Source organism: Methylophaga sp. UBA3613 (genome assembly GCF_002375415.1).
Taxonomy (GTDB): domain Bacteria; phylum Pseudomonadota; class Gammaproteobacteria; order Nitrosococcales; family Methylophagaceae; genus Methylophaga.
The window spans coordinates 140,376-161,269 of record NZ_DFLS01000006.1 but is presented as its reverse complement, the minus strand read 5'-3'; the positions used below and the strand labels follow the sequence as shown (position 1 = coordinate 161,269).

General features: G+C 45.5%; 14 protein-coding genes and 1 riboswitch. Of the genes, 7 read left to right on the top strand and 7 right to left on the bottom strand.

The features are described from left to right. Positions 1–160: 160 nt before the first annotated feature. Together B3S93_RS07005 and B3S93_RS07000 are read left to right on the top strand one after the other, a co-directional pair. Positions 161–1,960 carry an assimilatory sulfite reductase (NADPH) flavoprotein subunit gene (locus B3S93_RS07005; protein WP_292748579.1) on the top strand — a complete coding sequence of 600 codons (1,800 nt, stop codon included), beginning with the start codon at positions 161–163 and terminating at the stop codon, positions 1,958–1,960. Further along, a complete protein-coding gene (locus tag B3S93_RS07000) occupies positions 1,960–3,660 on the top strand; it encodes an NADPH-dependent assimilatory sulfite reductase hemoprotein subunit (protein ID WP_292398973.1) in 1,701 nt (566 codons plus the stop codon). The genes B3S93_RS07005 and B3S93_RS07000 overlap by 1 nt, the downstream gene beginning before the upstream one ends. Before the next feature lie 181 nt (positions 3,661–3,841). On the opposite strand, the gene ettA is transcribed toward B3S93_RS07000, so the two are convergent. From ettA to B3S93_RS06980, 4 genes are all read right to left on the bottom strand, one after another. Beyond that, positions 3,842–5,500, bottom strand: coding sequence for an energy-dependent translational throttle protein EttA (gene ettA, locus B3S93_RS06995; protein ID WP_292357158.1), 1,659 nt, complete (start codon positions 5,498–5,500; stop codon positions 3,842–3,844). Positions 5,501–5,598: 98 nt separating this feature from the next. Further along, entirely contained in the window at positions 5,599–5,898 is a 300-nt protein-coding gene (locus tag B3S93_RS06990; RefSeq protein WP_292357156.1) for a DUF2149 domain-containing protein, read from the bottom strand. After that, a complete protein-coding gene (locus B3S93_RS06985; protein ID WP_292398971.1) occupies positions 5,891–6,337 on the bottom strand; it encodes a MotA/TolQ/ExbB proton channel family protein in 447 nt (148 codons plus the stop codon). Before B3S93_RS06985 ends, B3S93_RS06990 begins: the two co-directional genes overlap by 8 nt. Beyond that, positions 6,337–10,737 (bottom strand): cobaltochelatase subunit CobN, encoded by a 4,401-nt coding sequence (locus B3S93_RS06980; protein ID WP_292398968.1) that lies wholly within the window; start codon positions 10,735–10,737, stop codon positions 6,337–6,339. Before B3S93_RS06980 ends, B3S93_RS06985 begins: the two co-directional genes overlap by 1 nt. A 99-nt stretch (positions 10,738–10,836) precedes the next feature. Beyond that, positions 10,837–11,144, bottom strand: a riboswitch (cobalamin riboswitch). A gap of 193 nt (positions 11,145–11,337) precedes the next feature. Between B3S93_RS06980 and B3S93_RS06975 the strand changes: the two genes are divergently transcribed. After that, positions 11,338–11,916: a LemA family protein gene (locus B3S93_RS06975; protein ID WP_292357151.1), complete on the top strand. Its 579-nt coding sequence runs from the start codon at positions 11,338–11,340 to the stop codon at positions 11,914–11,916. A 2-nt stretch (positions 11,917–11,918) separates the two neighbouring features. Further along, positions 11,919–12,941: a M48 family metalloprotease gene (locus B3S93_RS06970; protein WP_292398965.1), complete on the top strand. Its 1,023-nt coding sequence runs from the start codon at positions 11,919–11,921 to the stop codon at positions 12,939–12,941. 57 nt (positions 12,942–12,998) lie between these two features. Here B3S93_RS06970 and B3S93_RS06965 read toward each other — a convergent pair whose 3' ends face one another. From B3S93_RS06965 to B3S93_RS06955, 3 genes are all read right to left on the bottom strand, one after another. Continuing rightward, positions 12,999–14,054, bottom strand: a complete 1,056-nt coding sequence (locus B3S93_RS06965; RefSeq protein ID WP_292357147.1) for a calcium/sodium antiporter — start codon at positions 14,052–14,054, stop codon at positions 12,999–13,001. Between the two features lie 96 nt (positions 14,055–14,150). Further along, positions 14,151–16,670 (bottom strand): protein translocase subunit SecD, encoded by a 2,520-nt coding sequence (gene secD / locus B3S93_RS06960; RefSeq protein WP_292398962.1) that lies wholly within the window; start codon positions 16,668–16,670, stop codon positions 14,151–14,153. 49 nt (positions 16,671–16,719) lie between these two features. Further along, entirely contained in the window at positions 16,720–17,115 is a 396-nt protein-coding gene (locus B3S93_RS06955) for a hypothetical protein (protein ID WP_292357143.1), read from the bottom strand. Between the two features lie 99 nt (positions 17,116–17,214). Here B3S93_RS06955 and B3S93_RS06950 point away from each other — a divergent pair, with 99 nt between their 5' ends. From B3S93_RS06950 to B3S93_RS06940, 3 genes are all read left to right on the top strand, one after another. After that, positions 17,215–18,186, top strand: a complete 972-nt coding sequence (locus B3S93_RS06950; protein WP_292357142.1) for a glutathione S-transferase family protein — start codon at positions 17,215–17,217, stop codon at positions 18,184–18,186. A gap of 250 nt (positions 18,187–18,436) precedes the next feature. Then, entirely contained in the window at positions 18,437–18,808 is a 372-nt protein-coding gene (locus B3S93_RS06945) for a diacylglycerol kinase (RefSeq protein ID WP_292357141.1), read from the top strand. Continuing rightward, on the top strand, positions 18,808–20,772 hold the full coding sequence (locus B3S93_RS06940) for an LTA synthase family protein (RefSeq protein ID WP_292398959.1): 1,965 nt from the start codon (positions 18,808–18,810) through the stop codon (positions 20,770–20,772). The genes B3S93_RS06945 and B3S93_RS06940 overlap by 1 nt, the downstream gene beginning before the upstream one ends. Positions 20,773–20,894: the final 122 nt, after the last annotated feature.

Genomic DNA, 20,894 nt, shown 5'->3' with positions numbered 1-20,894 from the left:
CACAATATTTTGCATTAATTCTTCTAACATAATGATTGTTAGAATCGAAGTATATTTATTTTAATTATATGGAAATCCAAACATATAGTTTCTATTTATATATAGTTTTTGTTATTTTGTGCAGACTCAAAGCTCAACTTTTAAGAGATAAGCCAACAACATGAATATCAGGTTGCCCAACGCTCCATTAACCGATGAACAATTGCAACAGCTTAATAATTTACTGCAAGGCCTGGAAGGCTGGCAGGTAGATTGGCTGTCAGGCTATTTGTCAGGTTATCGTGCGGCTCAGGGTGGAACAGCTGCTACGGAAGCTGCACCTTCTCTGCCGGACCAAACGATCAAACTGACCGTGCTTTATGGTTCACAAACCGGTAATACCGAAACGGTTGCCGGCCAACTAGCTGAGAAAGCAAAATCCAGTGGTATTGAAGTCAAATTATGGGATATGGCGGAATACAAACCACGAGAACTGAAGAACGAGCAATATCTGGCAGTCTTAACTTCGACACATGGTGAGGGTGAGCCGCCTGATAACGCAATGGATTTATATGAGTTTCTGGGAAGCCGTAAAGCACCTGGTTTAAAGGGTTTGAAATACAGTGTGCTGTCACTGGGTGATTCCAGCTATGAATATTTCTGCCAGACCGGCAAAGACTTTGATGAACGTCTGCAAAAACTTGGTGCAACCACAGTAATTCCTCGAGTTGATTGTGATGTGGATTATGATGATTTGGCGGAAAAATGGATCGCTGAATTTGTTGAGTCACTGACCAGCTCCATGCAGGCCAGTGCCGCACCACCGTCAGCCTCTGCTGCAATGAGTCAGCTTGAAACCTCCGTTCAATATGATCGCAAACATCCATTTTCTGCACCTTTGCTGGAAAACCAGATCCTCAGTGGTCGCGGTTCCAGCAAGGAAGTGCGGCATATTGAAATTTCACTTGAAGGTTCGGGATTGCACTACCAGCCGGGTGATGCATTAGGTGTATATCCACAGAATGATCCCGTTTTGGTCTCCATGCTGATTGATGCGCTGGGATTCGATGCTGATACTCCAGTAGAGCTTGAAGAACAAACCGAAACTTTAACCAATGCATTGATGCATCATCGTGAAATTACCGTGCTGACCCGCCCATTGGTCGAAAAATGGGCTGAATTGGCGCAATCCGATGAACTGAATAAGCTGATGGAAAGCAAAGCTGCTGTCACTGAATGGATCCGAGGCCGTGATGTTCTGGATTTAGTTCAAAGCTATCCATTAGCCGATATAGATGCCAACGGTTTTATCAAGTTGCTGCGTAAATTGCCGCCACGATTGTATTCGATTGCATCCAGTCAGGCCGCAGTTGATGAAGAAGTACATATCACCGTGGCAACGGTTCGGTATAACGCCCATAACCGTGAACGGGGCGGTGTAGCCTCAACCTGGTTAGCCGATCGCTTGGCCGAAGATGCCACTATTCCGGTGTACATCGATCCCAATAAAAACTTCAAATTGCCTGCCGATGACGATGCGCCAATTATTATGATTGGTCCTGGCACCGGCGTGGCCCCATTCAGAAGCTTTATGCAGGAGCGTGAAGAGCGAGGAGCTCGGGGACGTAACTGGCTGTTCTTTGGTGATCAGCATTTCCTGACTGATTTTCTCTATCAGACCGAGTGGCTGGCCTGGCGTAAATCTGGATTATTAACCCATCTGGATGTGGCATTTTCTCGTGATCAGACCGAGAAAATCTACGTACAGCACCGTATTCGTGAAAAATCCATTGAAATATGGAACTGGTTGCAGGAAGGAGCCTATCTATATGTATGTGGTGATGCGGACAATATGGCACCGGATGTTAATGAAGCCCTGATTGATATTATCAGTCAGCAAGGCAATAAAAGCCGCGAAGATGCCACTGAATATCTGCGTCAGCTGACGCGTGATAAACGCTACCAACGTGATGTGTACTAATGAATACAAAATTACCTGAAGCCGAACAACTCAAACTCGACAGTCGTTACCTGCGTGGCACCATTGCCGAAGGGCTTGAAGATGCCGTTACCGGTGCGATCTCGGAAGATGACAACAAACTGACCAAATTCCATGGCAGCTATATGCAGGATCATCGCGATCTGCGTGATGAACGCCGTCGTCAAAAGCTGGAACCGTTATATTCATTTATGGTTCGACTGCGTATTGCCGGTGGAGTGGTGACTCCACAGCAATGGCTCGGACTCGATGCGATAGCTGATGATTGCGCCAATGGCACGTTACGTATTACTACCCGGCAGACGTTTCAATATCACGAGGTTTTGAAAAAAGATCTGCGTTCATTAATGCAGCAAGTCAATGCATTAGGGTTGGATACAAAAGGCGCATGCGGTGATGTGAATCGAAATGTGGTGACAAATGTCAATCCGCATCAGTCTTCGGTGCATGCCGAAGTTCATCAGATTTCACAAGCTATAAGTGATCATTTGTGCTGGCAGTCGGGTGCCTATGCCGAGATCTGGCTGGGCGAAAAATGTGTCTATCAACCGGGTAAATCTGAAGAACCGTTTTATGGGGATCGCTATTTACCACGTAAATTTAAAATCGGTATCGCCATTCCACCTGAAAACGACAGTGATGTACTGGCCAATGATATTGCGCTAATTGCCATTATTGAAAACAACGAATTAGTTGGATTCAATGTTGCCGTCGGCGGCGGTATGGGTATGACCTATGGTGAGACCGCAACTTTTCCGCGGTTAGCCACCATGGCCGGTTTTGTGCCAAAAGACCAGATTGTCAAAGCCTGCGAAACCATTGCTGCCATTCAACGTGACTTTGGTGATCGCAGTGTCCGGGCGCATGCTCGTTTTAAATACACCATTGATGATCATGGTATTGACTGGTTTAACGAAAAATTTACCGAATACCATGGTGAGGCGATGACGGCTGCCAGAACCTTTGAGTTATTACGCAATGGTGATCGATTTGGCTGGATCCAGGGTGAAGATGGTCAATGGCATCTGACCTTATATATTTACAGTGGGCGGGTTAAAGATACTGAAACGCTTCAATTGCGCACAGCATTGCGTGAAATCGCCAAAATCCATACCGGCGAATTTCGCATGACCTGTAATCAGAACCTGATTATTGCCAATATCAGCCCTGAACAAAAACCGGTTATTGAAGCATTGGTTGAGCAGTACCAACTGGATATCGGTGAACGCCGTCCGGCCTTGCGTTTAAATGCGATGGCCTGTGTAGCATTGCCTACTTGTGCTTTGGCGATGGCTGAATCAGAACGATATTTACCCACGTTTCTCAGTAAGCTGGAACAAATAATGAGTGATGTGGGCCTGCCGGAAGAGCTGATTAATATCCGCATCACCGGCTGTCCGAATGGCTGTGCCAGACCTTATCTGGGTGAAATTGCGTTAACCGGTAAAGCGATCGGACGCTATAACCTGAATCTGGGGGCTGATTTCAGTGGTCAGCGACTAAATCGTCTGTATCTTGAAAATGTGGACGAAGCCACCATCCTGAATACGCTAAAACCAATGATTGAACAGTTTGCTGCTGAACGTGAGAAAGACGAGCATTTTGGCGACTTTCTAATCCGTGTCGGTATCCTCGGCGCCGAACGCACACCGGAAATGATGCATAAGCCTTTGAAAGATTGACATAAAACACAGAGACACAGAGGTTTAAAAGAAATCTATCCGCAGATTTCGCTGATTGACGCAGATTTTTGTTAAACGAAATATTTAATTTGTCTCGGGTTACGCTACGCTAACCCGACCTACAAATTTCATTTTTTTATTAATCTGCGAAAATCTGCGTAATCTGCGGATATTTCAAAACCTAATTCATTCGGCGGTATTTGATACGTTCCGGCTGATGATCTTTGCCATAACGCTTGAGGTAATCTTCGGCATATTCACTATAGTTACCTTCAAAAAACACCACGCTGGAATCGCCTTCATAGGCAATCATATGGGTACAGACACGATCCAGGAACCAGCGATCATGCGAAATGACTACTGCTGAACCCGGGAAGGCCAATATGGCTTCTTCCAATGCACGTAATGTTTCCACGTCCAGGTCGTTGGTCGGTTCGTCGAGTAATAAAACGTTGCCACCTTCTTTAAGCAGTTTGGCCATATGCAGGCGGTTACGCTCACCACCGGAGAGATCCTTCACATATTTCTGCTGATCTGAGCCCTTAAAATTAAACCGTCCACAATAGGCACGAGAAGGGGTCTGATAATTTCCGACAGTAATCATATCGGCACCATCAGCTATTTCTTCAAATACCGTTTTCTTGCCATCCAGTTCACGTGCCTGGTTTACATAAGCCAGCTGCACGGTACTGCCGATTTCGATTTCACCGGAATCGGGTTTTTCTTCACCGGTAATCATGCGGAACAAGGTAGATTTACCGGCACCGTTAGGGCCGATGATGCCGACAATTGCACCGGGGGGAATCGTCAGACTGAGATCTTCGAATAACAGTTTGTCGCCGTAGGATTTAGTGACGTTATGCAGTTCAATCACTTTGTCACCTAAACGCGGGCCAGGTGGAATATAGATTTCCTGGGTTTCATTACGTTTTTGAAATTCTTTTGAATTCATTTCTTCAAACTGTTTCAAGCGCGCTTTTGATTTTGCCTGACGACCTTTGGCTCCCTGGCGTACCCACTCAAGCTCAGCTTGAATGGCTTTATTGTGTGAGGCTTCCTGTTTCGATTCCTGTGCCAGACGTTGATCTTTCTGTTCCAGCCATGAAGAGTAATTGCCTTCATAAGGAATACCACGACCACGATCAAGCTCAAGTATCCAGCCCGCGGCATTATCCAGGAAATAGCGATCATGGGTAATGGCAACTACGGTACCGGGGTATTCCTGCAGGAAGCGTTCAATCCAGGCAATCGATTCAGCATCAAGATGGTTAGTCGGCTCATCAAGCAATAACATGTCCGGGTGATCGAGTAATAACCGGCATAATGCAACACGACGACGCTCGCCACCGGATAACACCGCTACTTTGGCATCCCAGGGCGGCAGGCGTAACGCATCTGCTGCACGTTCCAGAGCATTGTCCAGATTATGACCATCTTTGGCGGTGATCAGATTTTCCAGTTCACCCTGTTTTTTAGCGAGTGCATCAAAGTCGGCATCCGGTTCGGCATAAGCTGCATAAATCGCATCCAGTTCATCCAAAGCGGCTTTGACATCTGAGACTGATTCTTCAACGATTTCCCGAACGGTTTTGCTGTCATCCAGCTCAGGCTCCTGAGGCAGATACCCGACCTTCATATTCGGCATCGGTCTGGCTTCGCCAATATAATCTTTATCCTCACCGGCCATGATGCGGAGCAGGGTAGACTTACCAGAGCCATTTAAACCTAATACACCGATTTTGGCACCAGGGAAAAATGACAGGGAAATATCTTTTAAAATTTCGCGTTTTGGCGGCACGATTTTGCCAACGCGGTTCATGCTATATACGTATTGAGCCATTTTAAAATCCAATAAAACAGGAGTTCAGTAGAAGCGGTGATTCTACCTGAAATTACTTTTGGATTCGCGGGCTGAGCGAAAATCTTTTAATGAAAAAATTAGTCATCAATTAAAATCAGCTTACCGGTTTGTGGATCTCGATATACCTGACCAACAGCTTCGTAACCACTACCATCCTGCACCTGCTGCTGCATAGTATCTGGCATTGTTGGCAGTTCCTTACCGAGAGTGATTTCCTGCGGCTGTACTTCAAAATGATCCTGTAAGTCCGAACTGAACGCGACCAGTGCAGCGATTAACCCACAGGCAAATACCAGCACAATATCAATCAAATTGGCCAATGGACCTAACGGATCTTCATCGGTATCGAGAAATGAACTGCGACGCCATTTATCCATTTTGCTGTTCCAATTCAGTTAAAGCAGCGTCATACCAACGCCGACGCATCCGACCAATGACAAAGCCGATCATGCCAGCCAATAAGCCAATAACCGTGGTATCAAACGCCACTGTCATCGCCGTAGTCAGAATTTTTAGTTGTCCTTCGCCTAATGCGGCGAGGCCTGGGCCCAAGGGAATCAAGGTGCCCATCAACCCGAGCATGGGTGCCAGTCTGGTAATAAAATCGGCCCGTTCAATTCGGCGTTTGCCCAGAGCAATCAATGCTTGGCTATCAGAATGCTGTGATAAACGGGCGATTCCCCAGAAGCGCTCGCCAATGGCAATACCGGTTTCATATACGGCCAAACCGACAAAAAACAATAACGCCCAGACGACCGGGGTTAATAACAGTCCGGTCAGCTGGTGCATTAATTCCAGTGAAAAATGTGGATACATTACATAGCTCCTTTACGACCGCGCCATAATCCTGCGGCAACGATTACTGATAATGCCAGCAACGTCCACAGCCAAAGCATTTTGCTATCGGTGGAGCTGGTTTCTGTAGTGTCCTCAGCAGCTTGATTGCTATTCTCGATTTGCTGGCTATCCTGCTGATTCAATTGTAATTCCTGTATATGAGTTGGAGGGGAGGCTGTTTCTGAAGTCTGTATTCGGCTTCGTGCCAATACGGCTTCCAAAGCTTTAGCCTGATCCGCATCGAGATGTGATTTCACAAAATCATACATTGGATGATTCGCATGGGTATGACCACTTCCGGGAATGCCTTTTTCAATAATATTGGCAGCAAACTGCTCGGCCAATTGTTTTTGAGTATTCAAATCAGCATCCCAGAATTCTTTATCTATGGCGACCAGCATCACTGCCAGGATATTGGTTTGCACATGTTGTTGATGACTATCACTTAAAAACTCATCCAATCCTAATTGCAGGCTGTCATCAACATAAACGGCTTTTACCTCTTCCCACACATGGTCAGTAATGATTTCCGGACTGGTCACCTGCCACCCCCAAAGATATTCGATAAATTCACTGCCCATGGTGCGCGCACCGGCATAACCTTCATTCATTAACGGCTTAATCCATTGTGGATTCAGATAACGGGCACGCAGCTCTCCCAGCAGGACTTGTGGCAAGTCATCGATTCGCAGATTATCGTTGTTACTGTGATTAATCACCGCGCTGCCTGGTTGCTGACCACTAACTGTTTCCACCGCCAGATTAAAACCACCCAGATAATCAAATGCATCATTGTTATCCATCAGGCCATACAGATTACTGGCACGACCCAAAAAGGTTTGTGACACTCCGGCAAGTTGCTGTTTGAACAAGTCCGGTTGCGATTCACCCTGCAAACCACTGCCATAAGCATGTGCCATACGTTTGATAAATACGTCAGCCAGTTCACTGCGATCTTCCCAGGCAGCTGAACGTTCAACCAGACGATTAATGCCAGCACCATAAGCCCCCGGGGCAATACCAAATACACGAAGGCTTGTTTCACGACCTAATTGTGCCGGATCGATATCCGGTTGTTGGGCCAGCCGTTGTATGGCCTCATTTACCCAATTGGCGGCCACCAAGTTTTTATCCAACGCTTCATCGCCGCCTTGTTGCCATTCACCTAAAGCTTCCAAAGCAGCGTTAAGGGCGACAGCCAAAGCAGGATAATCACGGATAATCAGATCCCGACTGGCATCCAAGGCCAATAAGCTGGCTTTATCCAGCAATACCAGATGTTCGCCATATAAATCCCGGAATAAACCTGAAGTGGTAAACAACACATCCAGCCGCTGTGGTTGTTCCTCATTTAATGGCAGACGTTCGAGACCTTTGATAATGCCACGGCTATTCCATATCGGGCGGACACCCAGCAGCTTCATACCAAACGCAATCATGGCACCTTCATCCCGCACTGAATCAGAGGCCCATAAAATCACCCCTTGTTTATTGCGATCGCCTACTTCATGACCTTCAATATTGCCCTTTTCGCCGGCCAAGACCGGTGCGGCCAGTTGTTGACCGATATCAAAACCCACACGGGTTGGCAGCAGGCTGCCATCCAACGCATAAAAATTACGGCCAGTGGGCAGAGCATCCGGCGTGCGAATGGGATCATTGCCTTTCCCCGGAGAGATAAAACGACCATTCAAACCATTCAAAAGCGCTTCAATCTCAGCCGCTGGAGACATTTGCAATTTTTGATAGATAGCTTGACGTTGAGCCTCGCTGGAATCGGTGTTGTCCAGAATTGAGTTCATCATGGTATCGAGTCCATCCGCGGACCAATCCCGGCCAAATACATGCAGACCCAGTGGCATAAAGGTCTCTTGAAAATTTGTCAGATAATGACCGACTTCATGCAGTAGAAAATCATCATCAATTTCATCGAAACCGGCACCACGCACTTGCAGCTCTTCATCCATGCTGGCGATCAATTCATTACGCAGACCCATAGTTTCGATTTGTTCACGCAGGCTGCGAATAGCCCGATCCCGTGTGGCTTTATCTGAAGCAGCTTCGGCGCTTTCAATCAACTGACGTAGTTGTAGCAGATCGTCATAAAGTTCAGTGACGGCGAGCGGGGGAGTCAAATGATCGATGATAACTGCCTGTCCACGGCGTTTGGCCTGTATGCCTTCACCGACGCCATCGACTATATATGGATAAAGACCCGGAACCTCACCGGCAATAATAGCGGGGTAATCATCTTCACCCAGACCTACACTGCGTTTGGGTAAAAACTCATAGGTTGAATGTCGACCAACATGCACCATAGCATCAGCGTTAAATTGCGACTGAATATAGTGATAAAACGCCAGATATTGATGTGGCGGAGGGAAAGACATATTGGCATGCAACAGTTCTTCGTGAATCTCCCAACCACGCGGTGGTTGCGGGCCGATAAACACATTGCCAAATTGCACGCCGGGAATCAGTAATCGATTATCCCAGACCATCACTTTGCCGGGTACTTCACCCCAACCGCGAATACCTTCAATCTGCATTTCCAATAATGCATCATGTAAGGATTCGCTATGCTGCCAGTCGGGCTGATGGCCTTGAGCAGCTGCATCGATGATCTGCTGATAATCCTGTTCCAGCTGATTTAATAAATCCAATGCTCGACTGCGGCCGGGATGACGTAAACCATCCAGTGCATGATGCAGATCCGTGGATGTTTGCTGCATAAATGCCGTTAGCAAATTGAGTTGAGATTGGCGAGTTGTCACACTGTCCAATGCCAGTGCCTGCTCAATAGCATCACGCATCCGCTGCTGTAATGCTGCCAAAGGACCATCAATCATTTCAGCCTGAACAGTTGCCGGTAACTGTTTGAACCAGCGTTGATATTCATCCGCTGTCATGGTGTTGGCGACCTTGGACATCGCTGATAATGCTTGTGCGTCTTCAGGTAAATTCACCCCTTTAAGTTGCAGCATATCCAGCAAAGATTCCGCATCTTTTGGCAGCTCACCAGTCTGATAACCTGCATTTTTCAGGCTATTCAATATTTCCAGCAGACTTTCAGGCACATTCAGATTATCAGCACCGATATTATGTCTACCGGGGGGATGGTTGTAATACACAATGGCGACACGCTTATCGGCATTGTCTTTTTGTTGTAGAGCCAGCCAGCCTTGCATGCGCAGTGCCTGACGGTTTATATGTTCTTTAATTGGTAGACTTTGCGTCAGCTGGGCCCCGGTTTGTGGGTCCATCTTTGCAGGCTCGGTCAATGCCAGAATCTGTGGCTGACTGACACCTTGCAACTCCGGCATGGCAATCCGATAATGAATCGAATCGCGAGGAATACCCTGTGAAGATAAGGCATAATCCGCCTCACTTAATTTATTAAGACGAATACCTTTTAAAACCGGAACATTAAGCTCAGTAAATAATTGTTCAACCTGCTCACGACCATCACCACCACCAATCACAAAGTCCTGAAAAGAAACGATTCCCCATGGTGTGTTTGGCAAAGATTTGTTCATCACCTTTTTGATCGTCTCAATAGCCTCAACACTGGGTTCGCCCCAGGCGGCCAATACGGAAACACATTGACTGTTCAGCGCCTGACAATACTGCTGATGCAGTTTCCATTCACCTGTTAAATCGCCGGTATCATGATCGACCAACCAGACAACAGGATTTGTTGTATCAAGTTGTTTGGCTAGTTCAGTTGGGCTTAACCATTGAGTTTTATCGTCTTTATGCAAAGCAAAGCGTAAAGCCCCAACAGGTTGTAATTCGGCTTTTTTACTGCCTTCTGTGAGCAACATGTCCAGCAGACTGCGTGAATTCTCTGTCGAACGGTTAACCCAGTAAGCACGAGCCTGTAACCAGTTAGCATACTCGGGATATTGAACCTGTTTGGCCTCTAACAGAGTTGTTGTGCTTAATGAGGCTTTATCACTCAAGATATGATTAGGAATAGATTGTGTAACCGGATCGCTATTTAATTCGATAAGCCGCTGGTCACTATGTAAAACATAGCGTTTTTGATCATTGTTATATTGCCGAACGAGTAATCGTTCCACAGGATCGCCAAATACACCAACCACTAATATGCTTGCACTGTTATCAATTAATTGCTGTAAGTCAGCATCAGTCAAAGCATTAAGCTGACTGACCGTGCGGATTTGAATGTCTGCATCAGGCTGTTGTTGTAATAATTGATGTGCTCCAGAGACCAAAGTCGGGGCAGAGCGATCTGACACAATAACCATTACATGATGCTCACTGGCATACGCACTTGAAGTTATCAGAGAAAACAACAGGGCAAATAGAAAAATGGGTCGGTGAAAACACAAGCGATATTTAACAATATAAGACATCAGACATCCTGCCGTAGCAAAAGCAGCTACCAGTTAGGTAAATAGCGGGCAGGGGACAGTATGGGTGTAATCTCGGAACGTTCAGGCACCCCGCCACGACTCCTTAGTTAGCTTCGGGCCGGTCTCCGGACTTACAGCTTAGCCATATTGGGGGCTGATTTTCTTTACTGGCCATTACGAATGTTGGCGATGAAAGATAAAAACAGACCCTCGGCATCATGTCTCGTCTTCCCATACTGTTAAGTACAGTGACTGTCGATCTATCAGGCAGATAGCGACCAGAGCAATGAAATAACTGTTTACCGTTGCGGGGGCAGTACAGGAATAACCAAATAAGAGGCGCACCTGTTTCCCGTTTAACCTTAATCACATGTAGCAATAAAGGCACCTGAAACTGCCTGCGATAATACAGACAAATGGTAATCAGTCAAACTATGCGATATTGGCAGTAATACGTTAATAAGACTGATCGTGATTTTGAGATAGTATTTGGCTGAACGTTAATAGCCCTTAGCTTTCATAGTCAGTAAGCTGTTTAATACTATGGGTAACTAATCCATAATCAATCACGACATTAAATTCAATAGAAGGAGAGTAAATATGGAATGGATATTACTAGGGATTGTCGGCCTGCTGATTTTATATGTGATTATTGAATACAATAAATTGGTTCGGCATCGCAATATCTTCCAGAATGCATTCAAACAGATAGACGTTACACTTAAGCAACGTCACGACATGATTCCGCAGCTGGTCAGCACCGTTAAAGGCTATGCCAAGCATGAACAGGAAACGCTTAATGGGGTAATTGAAGCCCGCAATCAAGCAGAAAAAATGCGTGATCAAACCGACTCGGGCGATGCAAAGTCAATGCTGGCGCTTGGACAGGCTGAAGGTGTGTTAGGTAAAGCAATGGGCGGCATCTTCGCTTTATCAGAAGCTTATCCGGATCTGAAAGCGGATGGTGCTTTCCGTGATCTGATGGAACAGCTGACCAGCATTGAAAACAAAGTGGCAGCCTCGCGCCGCGGCTACAACAATACGGTGCTTGAATATAACAATGTTCTGGAAACTTTTCCGACCAATATCCTAGCCAATATGTTCAGCTTTACTCGCGCCTCAGAGCTGGAGTTTGATGACCGTGAAGCGATTCAAGACGCGCCCAAGGTTGAGTTTTAAAAATGGCTGCAATGAGCAGCTATCAACTGGGTGCAAATGCCCGAAAACAAAGTCGATTGATGATGACTTTGTTTATTTTTTCTGTGGCGTTGATTGCAGCCGTGATTGCCTCGCTGGCTTCTGTCAGGATGAGCGGCGACAGTATTAATCAGACTGAACAATTAATGGTTAACTGGCAACTATTTGGGTTGGTTGCTGCCGGCGTTGCTATGGTGATTGTTCTGACCTCTGTTTGGAAAATAGTCACCATGGGCGGTGACGGTGCAAAGGTTGCTCAGGCTTTGGGAGCGACTGATATTAACGAGATAACCGGTGATCCCTTGGTTACACGTTATCAAAACATCGTTGAGGAAGTGGCGCTGGGAGCCAGCATTCAGACACCGCAGGTTTTTATCATTGAAAACGAACCCGGAATTAATGCTTTCGCTGCGGGTAGCTCTCCCGATAATGCGGCTATTGCCGTGACTCGTGGCGCATTAACGTTATTGAATCGTGATGAGCTGACAGCAGTAGTCGCCCATGAATTTGCTCATATTCGTAACCTCGATATGCGGCTCAACCTTCGTGTAATCGGTTTGATTCACGGCTTGATGGCACTTTATGTTGTCGGACGGATTCTGATGCATTCAGGTGGGCGCGGCAGAAAAGGTGGTGCTCAAATACTGTTAATCGGAATTGCTCTGATTCTACTGGGATTACTAGGGGCTTTTATGGGAAAAATCATGCAGGCAGCGATATCTCGTCAACGTGAATATCTTGCTGATGCGGATGCCACACGTTATACCGGTGATCCTATTGCGTTAGCGGGCGCGTTAAAAAAAATAGGGGCCCTCAGTCAACAAGGTGCCAATAAAGTCAGACATGATGAACTGGAAGAGGCTAGGCACATGTTGTTTGCCGAGCTTTCAAATAAAATGTCTGGAATGCTGTCTACACATCCACCTTTGGTAAAACGAATACAGGCGCTGGAACCCGGGTTTGACCCGGAGATTAACGGCTGGCCTGAGATAGAAAATGCTCCATAAAATAATTATCCCTCACCCCAAATAATACCTATTTGAAGTGAGAGATAATGGTTAACACTAATTATAGCGTCTGCGTAATAAATCGTTTACCAGGCAAAGTAACACGTAAAAGCCAACCAGTGGAGCCAATCCATAGACTAGTCCGGCTTGCAGTTGTGGGAGGTACGGTAAAGACAAGGCCATTGCAATGGTAAACCAGACATAGGCGACATATAACACCAGGAATAAGAAGCCTTCAAATCGATTTAACGTGCTTCCCAAAAAGAATAAGGGTAAACATAAAATCGCCACAGCCAACATAACAGGTACATCAATCTGCATCAGCTGTTCGCTTGCCAGTAATGGAGTAGGGGAAAACAAACCCGACAAACCCAATACCGCCAGAATATTAAAGATATTGCTTCCTACCACATTACCAATAGCAATATCCCGTTCACCTTTGATGGTCGCAACAACAGAGGTCATGACTTCTGGAAGTGACGTGCCAGCGGCGATAATGGTTAAGCCAATAACGGCTTCACTGACACCAAACGATGAGGCAATCGTCACCGCACTTTGAACCAACCAGCGCGCACCCAAAACCAGCAAGGCTAATCCGACGATAATTAGTAATATATTTAGCCAGGTCGGTGCCGGTTTCTCATCAACCTCTACTGTTGCATCAATGCCCGTTTTTTTGCCCTGATAAAACAGAAACACCGTGTATAAAATAACACCAGCTAACAAAATGGCTGCTTCAAGTTTGCCAATGGTGCCATCCTGAATCATCCACAACGCGACAAAACTGATGCCAATCATTATCGGTACGTCTTGACGGATCAATTGTTGTGAAACCATCAACGGCATGATTAAAGCCGCGAGACCGAGAATAAACAGAATATTGAAAATATTACTGCCCACCACATTGGCGATGGCCAGTTCAGCCTGACCGGAAAAAGCCGCTTTGACACTGACAGCCATTTCAGGAGCACTGGTGCCAAATGCCACCACCGTTAAACCAACCACTAAAGCGGGAATTCCGAAACTGGTTGCTAAACGCGAGGCGCCTTTCACCAGTAATTCAGCTCCTATAATCAGTAGAATTAATCCTGCAACCAACATCAACCACGTCATCTTTTTATCCTTGATAAATGCTTTACAGTGAGATCTTGTTCACCATAAAGCATTAATTATTAATTACTTAGCGTTTAAATTTAAATCTGAATTTATCTACATAATGGCGTCCAGTTTCTTTTGCATTTCTTCAGCAGAAAGTCGTAATTGTGGCAGACCTTTGCGTAAGCGTTGCTGGCCCATCCAAAACACAATCGGTGCAGCGATAAACACCGATGAACTTGTACCAATCACGATACCGAATAACATCGGTAGAGCAAAACTAGCTACTGCGCTGCCACCGGCAACTGCCATCGGTATTAATGCCAGAAATGTGGTGACTGACGTAAAGACCGTTCTAGTCAGCGTTGAAGTGATACTTTCATTAAGTAATTCCAGCATCGGTTTGTCAGGCGTTAAGCGTAGATTTTCCCTAACCCTGTCAAACACTACCACTTTGTCATTCACCGAATAACCAATCAATGCCAATAACGCAGCAACCGCCGTAAGATTGAACTCTACCCCGGCCAGTACAAAAAAACCGATGGTTTTGGTTAAATCTAACGCAATGGTTAATGTAGCGGCTAAAGCAAAGTGGTACTCAAAACGGATCCACAGATACGCCAGCATGCCGAATCCGGCAAATACAATGGCCAGAATAGTGGCATCGCGGAAATCACCACTGACTTTTGGTCCAACCATTTCAACACGCGGAAAACTGGCATCAGCCGATATTTCCGTTACCGTGGTTTTGATGGTTTCAACCACCTTACCACTCGCTACTTGTTCGGCTCCTTCCATAGGTAACCGTACAAGATAATAGTCATTATCTCCAAACTCCTGGATTGCTGCCTGGGTAAAACCTTTATCCTGCAGGGCTTTACGCAGTTGTTCAACATTGGTATCTGGCGCCTGCACTTCCATCACCGTGCCGCCGCTAAAATCGATGCCATATTTCAAACCGGGTTGAAAGAATAAACCAATTGCTGCCAGTGACAGGATGGCAGAAACGGTAATACCTACAAACCGTCCCCGCATAAAATCAATCTTGCTATTGCTGAGACGATCCAGCGACTTTATACCCGAAATACTTAGTAATGCCTGTTTTGGCATCCGCTTTACCCGCCATTCCATCAATAACCGGGTAAAAGAAATCGAAGTAAACATTGACGTAATCAGACCAATCGCCATTGCCACTGCAAAACCTCGCACTGGACCACTGCCAAACATAAACAGCAGACTGATCGCGATCAATGAGGTGATATTGGAATCCAGGATCGTACTATAAGCGCGTCTGAAACCGGCATCCAAAGCAATTAGTGCACGTTTGCCACGACGGGTTTCTTCGCGGATCCGTTCATTTATCAGGATATTGGCATCAACTGCCATACCAATGCTCAGAATAATTCCGGCAATTCCAGGCAGTGTCAGTGTCGCACCTAATACACTCAACACACCAAAAATCAGACCTATATTGAGCGTCAGACTCAAACTGGCAATAAAACCCCAGCTGCCGTAAATAGCCAGCATAAAGACCAATACCAATATGGCACCAATCACCCCTGTAGTAATACCCATCGAAATGGAATCACTGCCTAAATCCGGTCCCACCGTACGTTCTTCTATAACGTTTAGTGGTGCGGGTAATGCACCGGCACGTAACAGCAAAGCTAGTTCATTGGCTTCTGCCACCGTAAAGGAACCGCTGATTTCTCCACGACCACCAGCAATGACACTGCGGATAACCGGAGCGGTAATAACTTTATCGTCCAATACAATCGCCAAAGAGCGGCCAATATTGTTCTTGGTCATTTCACCAAACAACCGGGCACCTTCTTTATCCAGCTCAAAACTGACCACTGGCTGGCCATTTTCCTGACTGAATACCAGATTGGCGTCCTTAATATGCTGACCTTCAAGCGCCACCCGCTCTTCCAGAGTATAGACTTCACCTTCAGTCATACCCTGAGCTTTGATTACACCCGATGTTTCTGCATTAGCCGCCCAGTGAAAGGTCATTTTGGCGGTGGTTCCAAGCAGGGTGCGGATATAACCTGGATCATCCACCCCAGGTAATTGCACCAGAATGCCATCACTACCTTGTTTAGTAATAGTCGGGTCAACCAGACCGCTTTCGTTCAGACGCTGCCGAACAACTTTCAAGCTATGTTCAACGGCATCTTTCGTAAGATTTTCGCTATGCGCTTTAGTGGGGGTAATGGTTAAGCGATTATGGTCATCCTCTATTGAAAACAAGGCCAAACCACCTTTTGGATCTTTTATATAGGAACGAGCGATTTGCTTGATTTCAGTCAGGCGGTTGGAATCTTTTGGGATGATAATCAGCTGGTTTTTATTGACTGAAACTGGCTGAATAAAGATTCTTGCCTCACGTAAAGCATCTGTGATCTGTTCAGCTAATTGCTGATGATCATTTAGTCGTAAATCATCGATATCCACCTGCATCAGCAAATGGGAACCACCACTAAGATCCAATCCTAATTTAAAGGTATTGTCGGTAAACCAGGAAGGTAAATGTTGTGTCGTAGACTGCGGCAACACATTAGGCAATGCACTAAGCAAGCCCACAATAATAATCAGACTGAATAAAACAGCCCGTGAATAGAATGAACGCATACATAATCCTCGAAGAAAGCTTCGTTAAACAAAAAAGTTTTTAAAAGGATTATTGGAGTGGAGGTGCGCGATTTAACGGTAAATGATATTTGCCGTCACTGATAATCAGTAACGTCAAATAATACAGATCCTCAGCAAGCAATAGTGCCGCAGCAGGAAGTATCAGAACAGATGAATAAACCAGCCAGTGTTGTTCGTTATCACCATCATCTACACTTGGTGTAGCCAGATTTTCAATATCTAACAGGGACCGGAAATGATCACGTTGATTAGCTAAGGTAAGCTGATCGAACTCGGCGACAAAACCGGAGTGGGCTGAAACCGTTACCTGACGGAAATCTACCCAGCCAGCAAAGGCCAGGCTATTAAGCAAAAATAGCAATACAAACAGTTGCCAGAAATTGGCAGGGTGCTGGTCAAGCTGCTGTGTGTGGAGATGTTTCATGAACTTATTCGCTATCAAGTGCACAAATTGTGAGCTTCGCCAATAAAACAGTCAATGAAAATTACAGCAAACATCTAACTATTTTAAGGAAGGTATTTTATGGGTTTATTAATGGAAGGCCAGTGGGTCGATCGCTGGTATGACACAGATTCCAATCAGGGAAAATTTATTCGCAGCAAATCACAGTTCCGCAATTGGGTGACTGCTGATGGAAGTGCCGGTCCAAGTGGAGAGGGTGGTTTTAAAGCTGAAGCGGGTCGTTATCATTTATATGTTTCTTTAGCCTGTCCATGGGCACATAGAACGCTTATCTTTCGCAAACTTAAAAATCTGCAAGATATGATTTCCCTTTCGGTAGTCAATCCATTGATGCTGGAACATGGCTGGACCTTTGATTACGCGGAAGGGGTGATTGAAGATCCGCTGCATCAGGCGAAATTTCTGCATCAGATTTATACCACTGCCGATCCAGATTACAGTGGACGGGTAACGGTACCGGTGTTGTGGGACAAAAAGCAGAACACGATGGTCAGCAATGAATCTGCTGAAATTATCCGTATGTTCAACAGTGCATTTGATTCAATCGGTGCCAAGGCCGGTGACTATTATCCCCAGGCGTTAAGACAAGAAATTGATGCCATTAATGATGATGTCTACGACAACATTAATAATGGTGTGTATAAAGCGGGTTTTGCCACCACACAACAGGCTTATGAAGAGGCTGTTTTTCCATTATTTAATGCATTGGATGAGGTTGAAGAGCGTCTGAGCAAAAATCGCTATTTAGTCGGTAATGATATTACCGAAGCAGACTGGCGATTGTTTACCACATTGATTCGTTTTGATGCCGTGTATCACGGCCATTTCAAATGCAACCTGAAATGCATTGAAGATTATCCGAATATTTCTGAATACGTTCGTGAGTTATATCAATGGCCCGGCGTGGCTGAAACCGTCAACATGCAACACATCAAAAATCATTATTATCGTAGTCATAAAACGATTAATCCAACGGGTGTGGTTCCTGCCGGGCCAATCTTAAATCTGGATCGTCCACATACCCGACGCTGATATCAATGCATGGTGGCAAGATAAAACATCACCGCAGCATCAATAAAACCAAAGGCAATAATCCCCATAACAAGATAGTGCCAGAAAGTTAGTTTGGATCTCATAAAGTCTCCCGTTAATTGATGCTATTAACTTCTAGACAAGATTTAAAACAAAAAGACTGACTAATCAAACAAAATTCAATTCCGTAAGGTTTAGTTAAGTATTGGTGTCGTAGCATTAGCCTCATTTTGAGTAATGGGGCAATTTTGTGGAAAAACATACTGGATGCAAACGGCTGCTTTATGCTTTTGGTTATTCCATACAGGGGCTTTTCGCTGCACTGCGTTATGAAACCGCTTTTCGACAAGCCTTTCTGCTGTTATTAATTGCAGGCATTGGCAGTTTCTTTCTCGAGGTATCATCCGTTGAACGACTAGCCATGATCACGGTTTTATTGCTTGTGGTAATGGTTGAAGCACTGAACTCAGCATTTGAATGCGTTGTTGATCGTATTAGCACCGAACCTCATCTGCTATCGGGACGAGCCAAAGACTATGGTTCTCTGGCGGTGCTTATTGCCCTCATTATCGCTCTGGCTACCTGGCTGACCATCTTGTGGCCATTAATAGTGCGAGGCTGATGATGACTAAATTACAGTCTTTTTTTGGCCCTTATCTGATATTGATAAAGCTGCTTCTCACCGGCTTGGTTATTCTGAGTTTATCGCGTATAGGCTTAGTCGTGTGGCAGTGGGATAGGGTGGTTGCTGCGACATCACTGCCCACTATTTTCTGGCAAGGAATTCGTGCAGATTTGATTATGATGGGTATGCTGCTTGTGCCATTGGCGCTGGGCTTGCCATTACTGGCAAATCAATTAGGATGGAAGATTTGGCAAAAACTGGTGCTGATTTGGGGCGTGCTGGTTATTGTCCTTATCAGTTTTATGGAAGCTTCTACCCCCGCGTTTATCAGTCAGTATGATCTGCGTCCTAACCGCTTATTTGTGGAATATCTACGTTATCCAAAAGAAGTCTTTGCCACACTTTGGCAGGGTTTTCGTTGGCCGTTATTGATTGGAGTGACCCTCACCATTATTTCCGGCAGCGTGGCAGTAAAACTATTGCAGTGCTGGTTGAACAATAATCAGAAACCCTGGCCAGTATGGAAGATTTGGCTTGCCTGGCCACTGTTGCTGCTGATACTTGCTTTAATGATTCGATCGTCTATTGGTCATCGACCTGCCAATCCGTCCAGCTTTGCTCTGACACCGGATGCCATGGTCAATAGTCTTATGCTGAACTCAGCCTGGTCAGTATATTTTGCGATTTACAATATGCAGCACGAATCCAATGCTGCTGAAGTGTATGGCACGATGACTGATGAAGCGATCCTGTCGGAACTACATAAAAATTATCCATGGATTGATGAAGATACTCAGCGTAAATTTCCCACCTTGAATACCCGTCAGGCCTCTGTACAGCGAGATAAGCCACTCAATCTGGTGATTATTCTGCAAGAAAGTATGGGAGCTACGTTTGTGGAATCGCTTGGCGGCGAATATTCTGTCACTCCTGAACTTGAACGCCTAAAGAAAAAAGGCTGGTGGTTTGAACAGCTTTATGCCACCGGCACCCGATCAGTGAGAGGTATCGAGGCGGTAATCAGTGGCTATTTGCCGACGCCTGCACGAAGTGTGGTGAAGTTATCGCTCTCTCAACAAAACTTTTTCACCATTGCCGACCTATTAAAGCAACAAGGTTATTTCACTGAGTTTATCTATGGTGGAGAGTCACACTTTGACAATATGGCGAGCTTTTTTATTGGCAATGGCTTCGAGTCGGTGATTGATCAGCATGATTATGACAATCCGGTCTTTACCGGAAGTTGGGGTGTATCCGATGAAGATTTATTGAATAAAGCGCACCAGCAACTGCAACAAAAACATGCTGAAGGACAACCCTATTTCAGCTTGGTATTCACTTCCAGTAATCATTCACCTTATGAATTTCCCGATGGCCGCATTGAATTAGACAATCCTGTTAAACACAGTAATACCAATACAGTGAAATATGCTGATTATGCGTTGGGCCAGTTTTTTGATAAGGCTATGCAAAGCGATTACTGGAAAGATACCCTATTTCTGGTGATTGCCGATCATGACTTGAATGTGTTTGGTGATGCTTTAGTGCCGATAGAGCGCTTTCAGATCCCAGGGCTAATTTTAGGCGCGGATATCCAGCCACGGAGCATACCCACAGTTGCCAGTCAGATTGATATGCCGCCTACCTTGTTATCCTTAATGGGAATAAGTGCGGAAACCCCGATGATTGGCCGTGATTTAAGTCTGGAAAGAGAGCAGCAGTCGAGCGGCCGGGCTTTGATGCAATTTGCCGACTATTACGCCTTGATGCAGGGTGAGAAAGTCACTGTTCTCAGGCCGCAAAATACGGCGCTTGAAGGATATTATTCACCGAGTACCCGGCAATTGAAAATCATCGGGCCTGCCGCTGCAGAAGATGAACGAAAAGCGTTGGCACATGTGCTATTACCCTCATGGCTGTATCGGGAACAACGTTACGATATGCCCAATTTAATACAGTAAAAACAGTCTGGAAATAAATAACCGACCTGAAATTATCTGTCAGATAGTTTCAGGCTTTTTTTTATCACTGTTAGATTTAAAAGCAGCTTAAGCTTTTCTTAAGTATCCGGCTTTATGCTAGG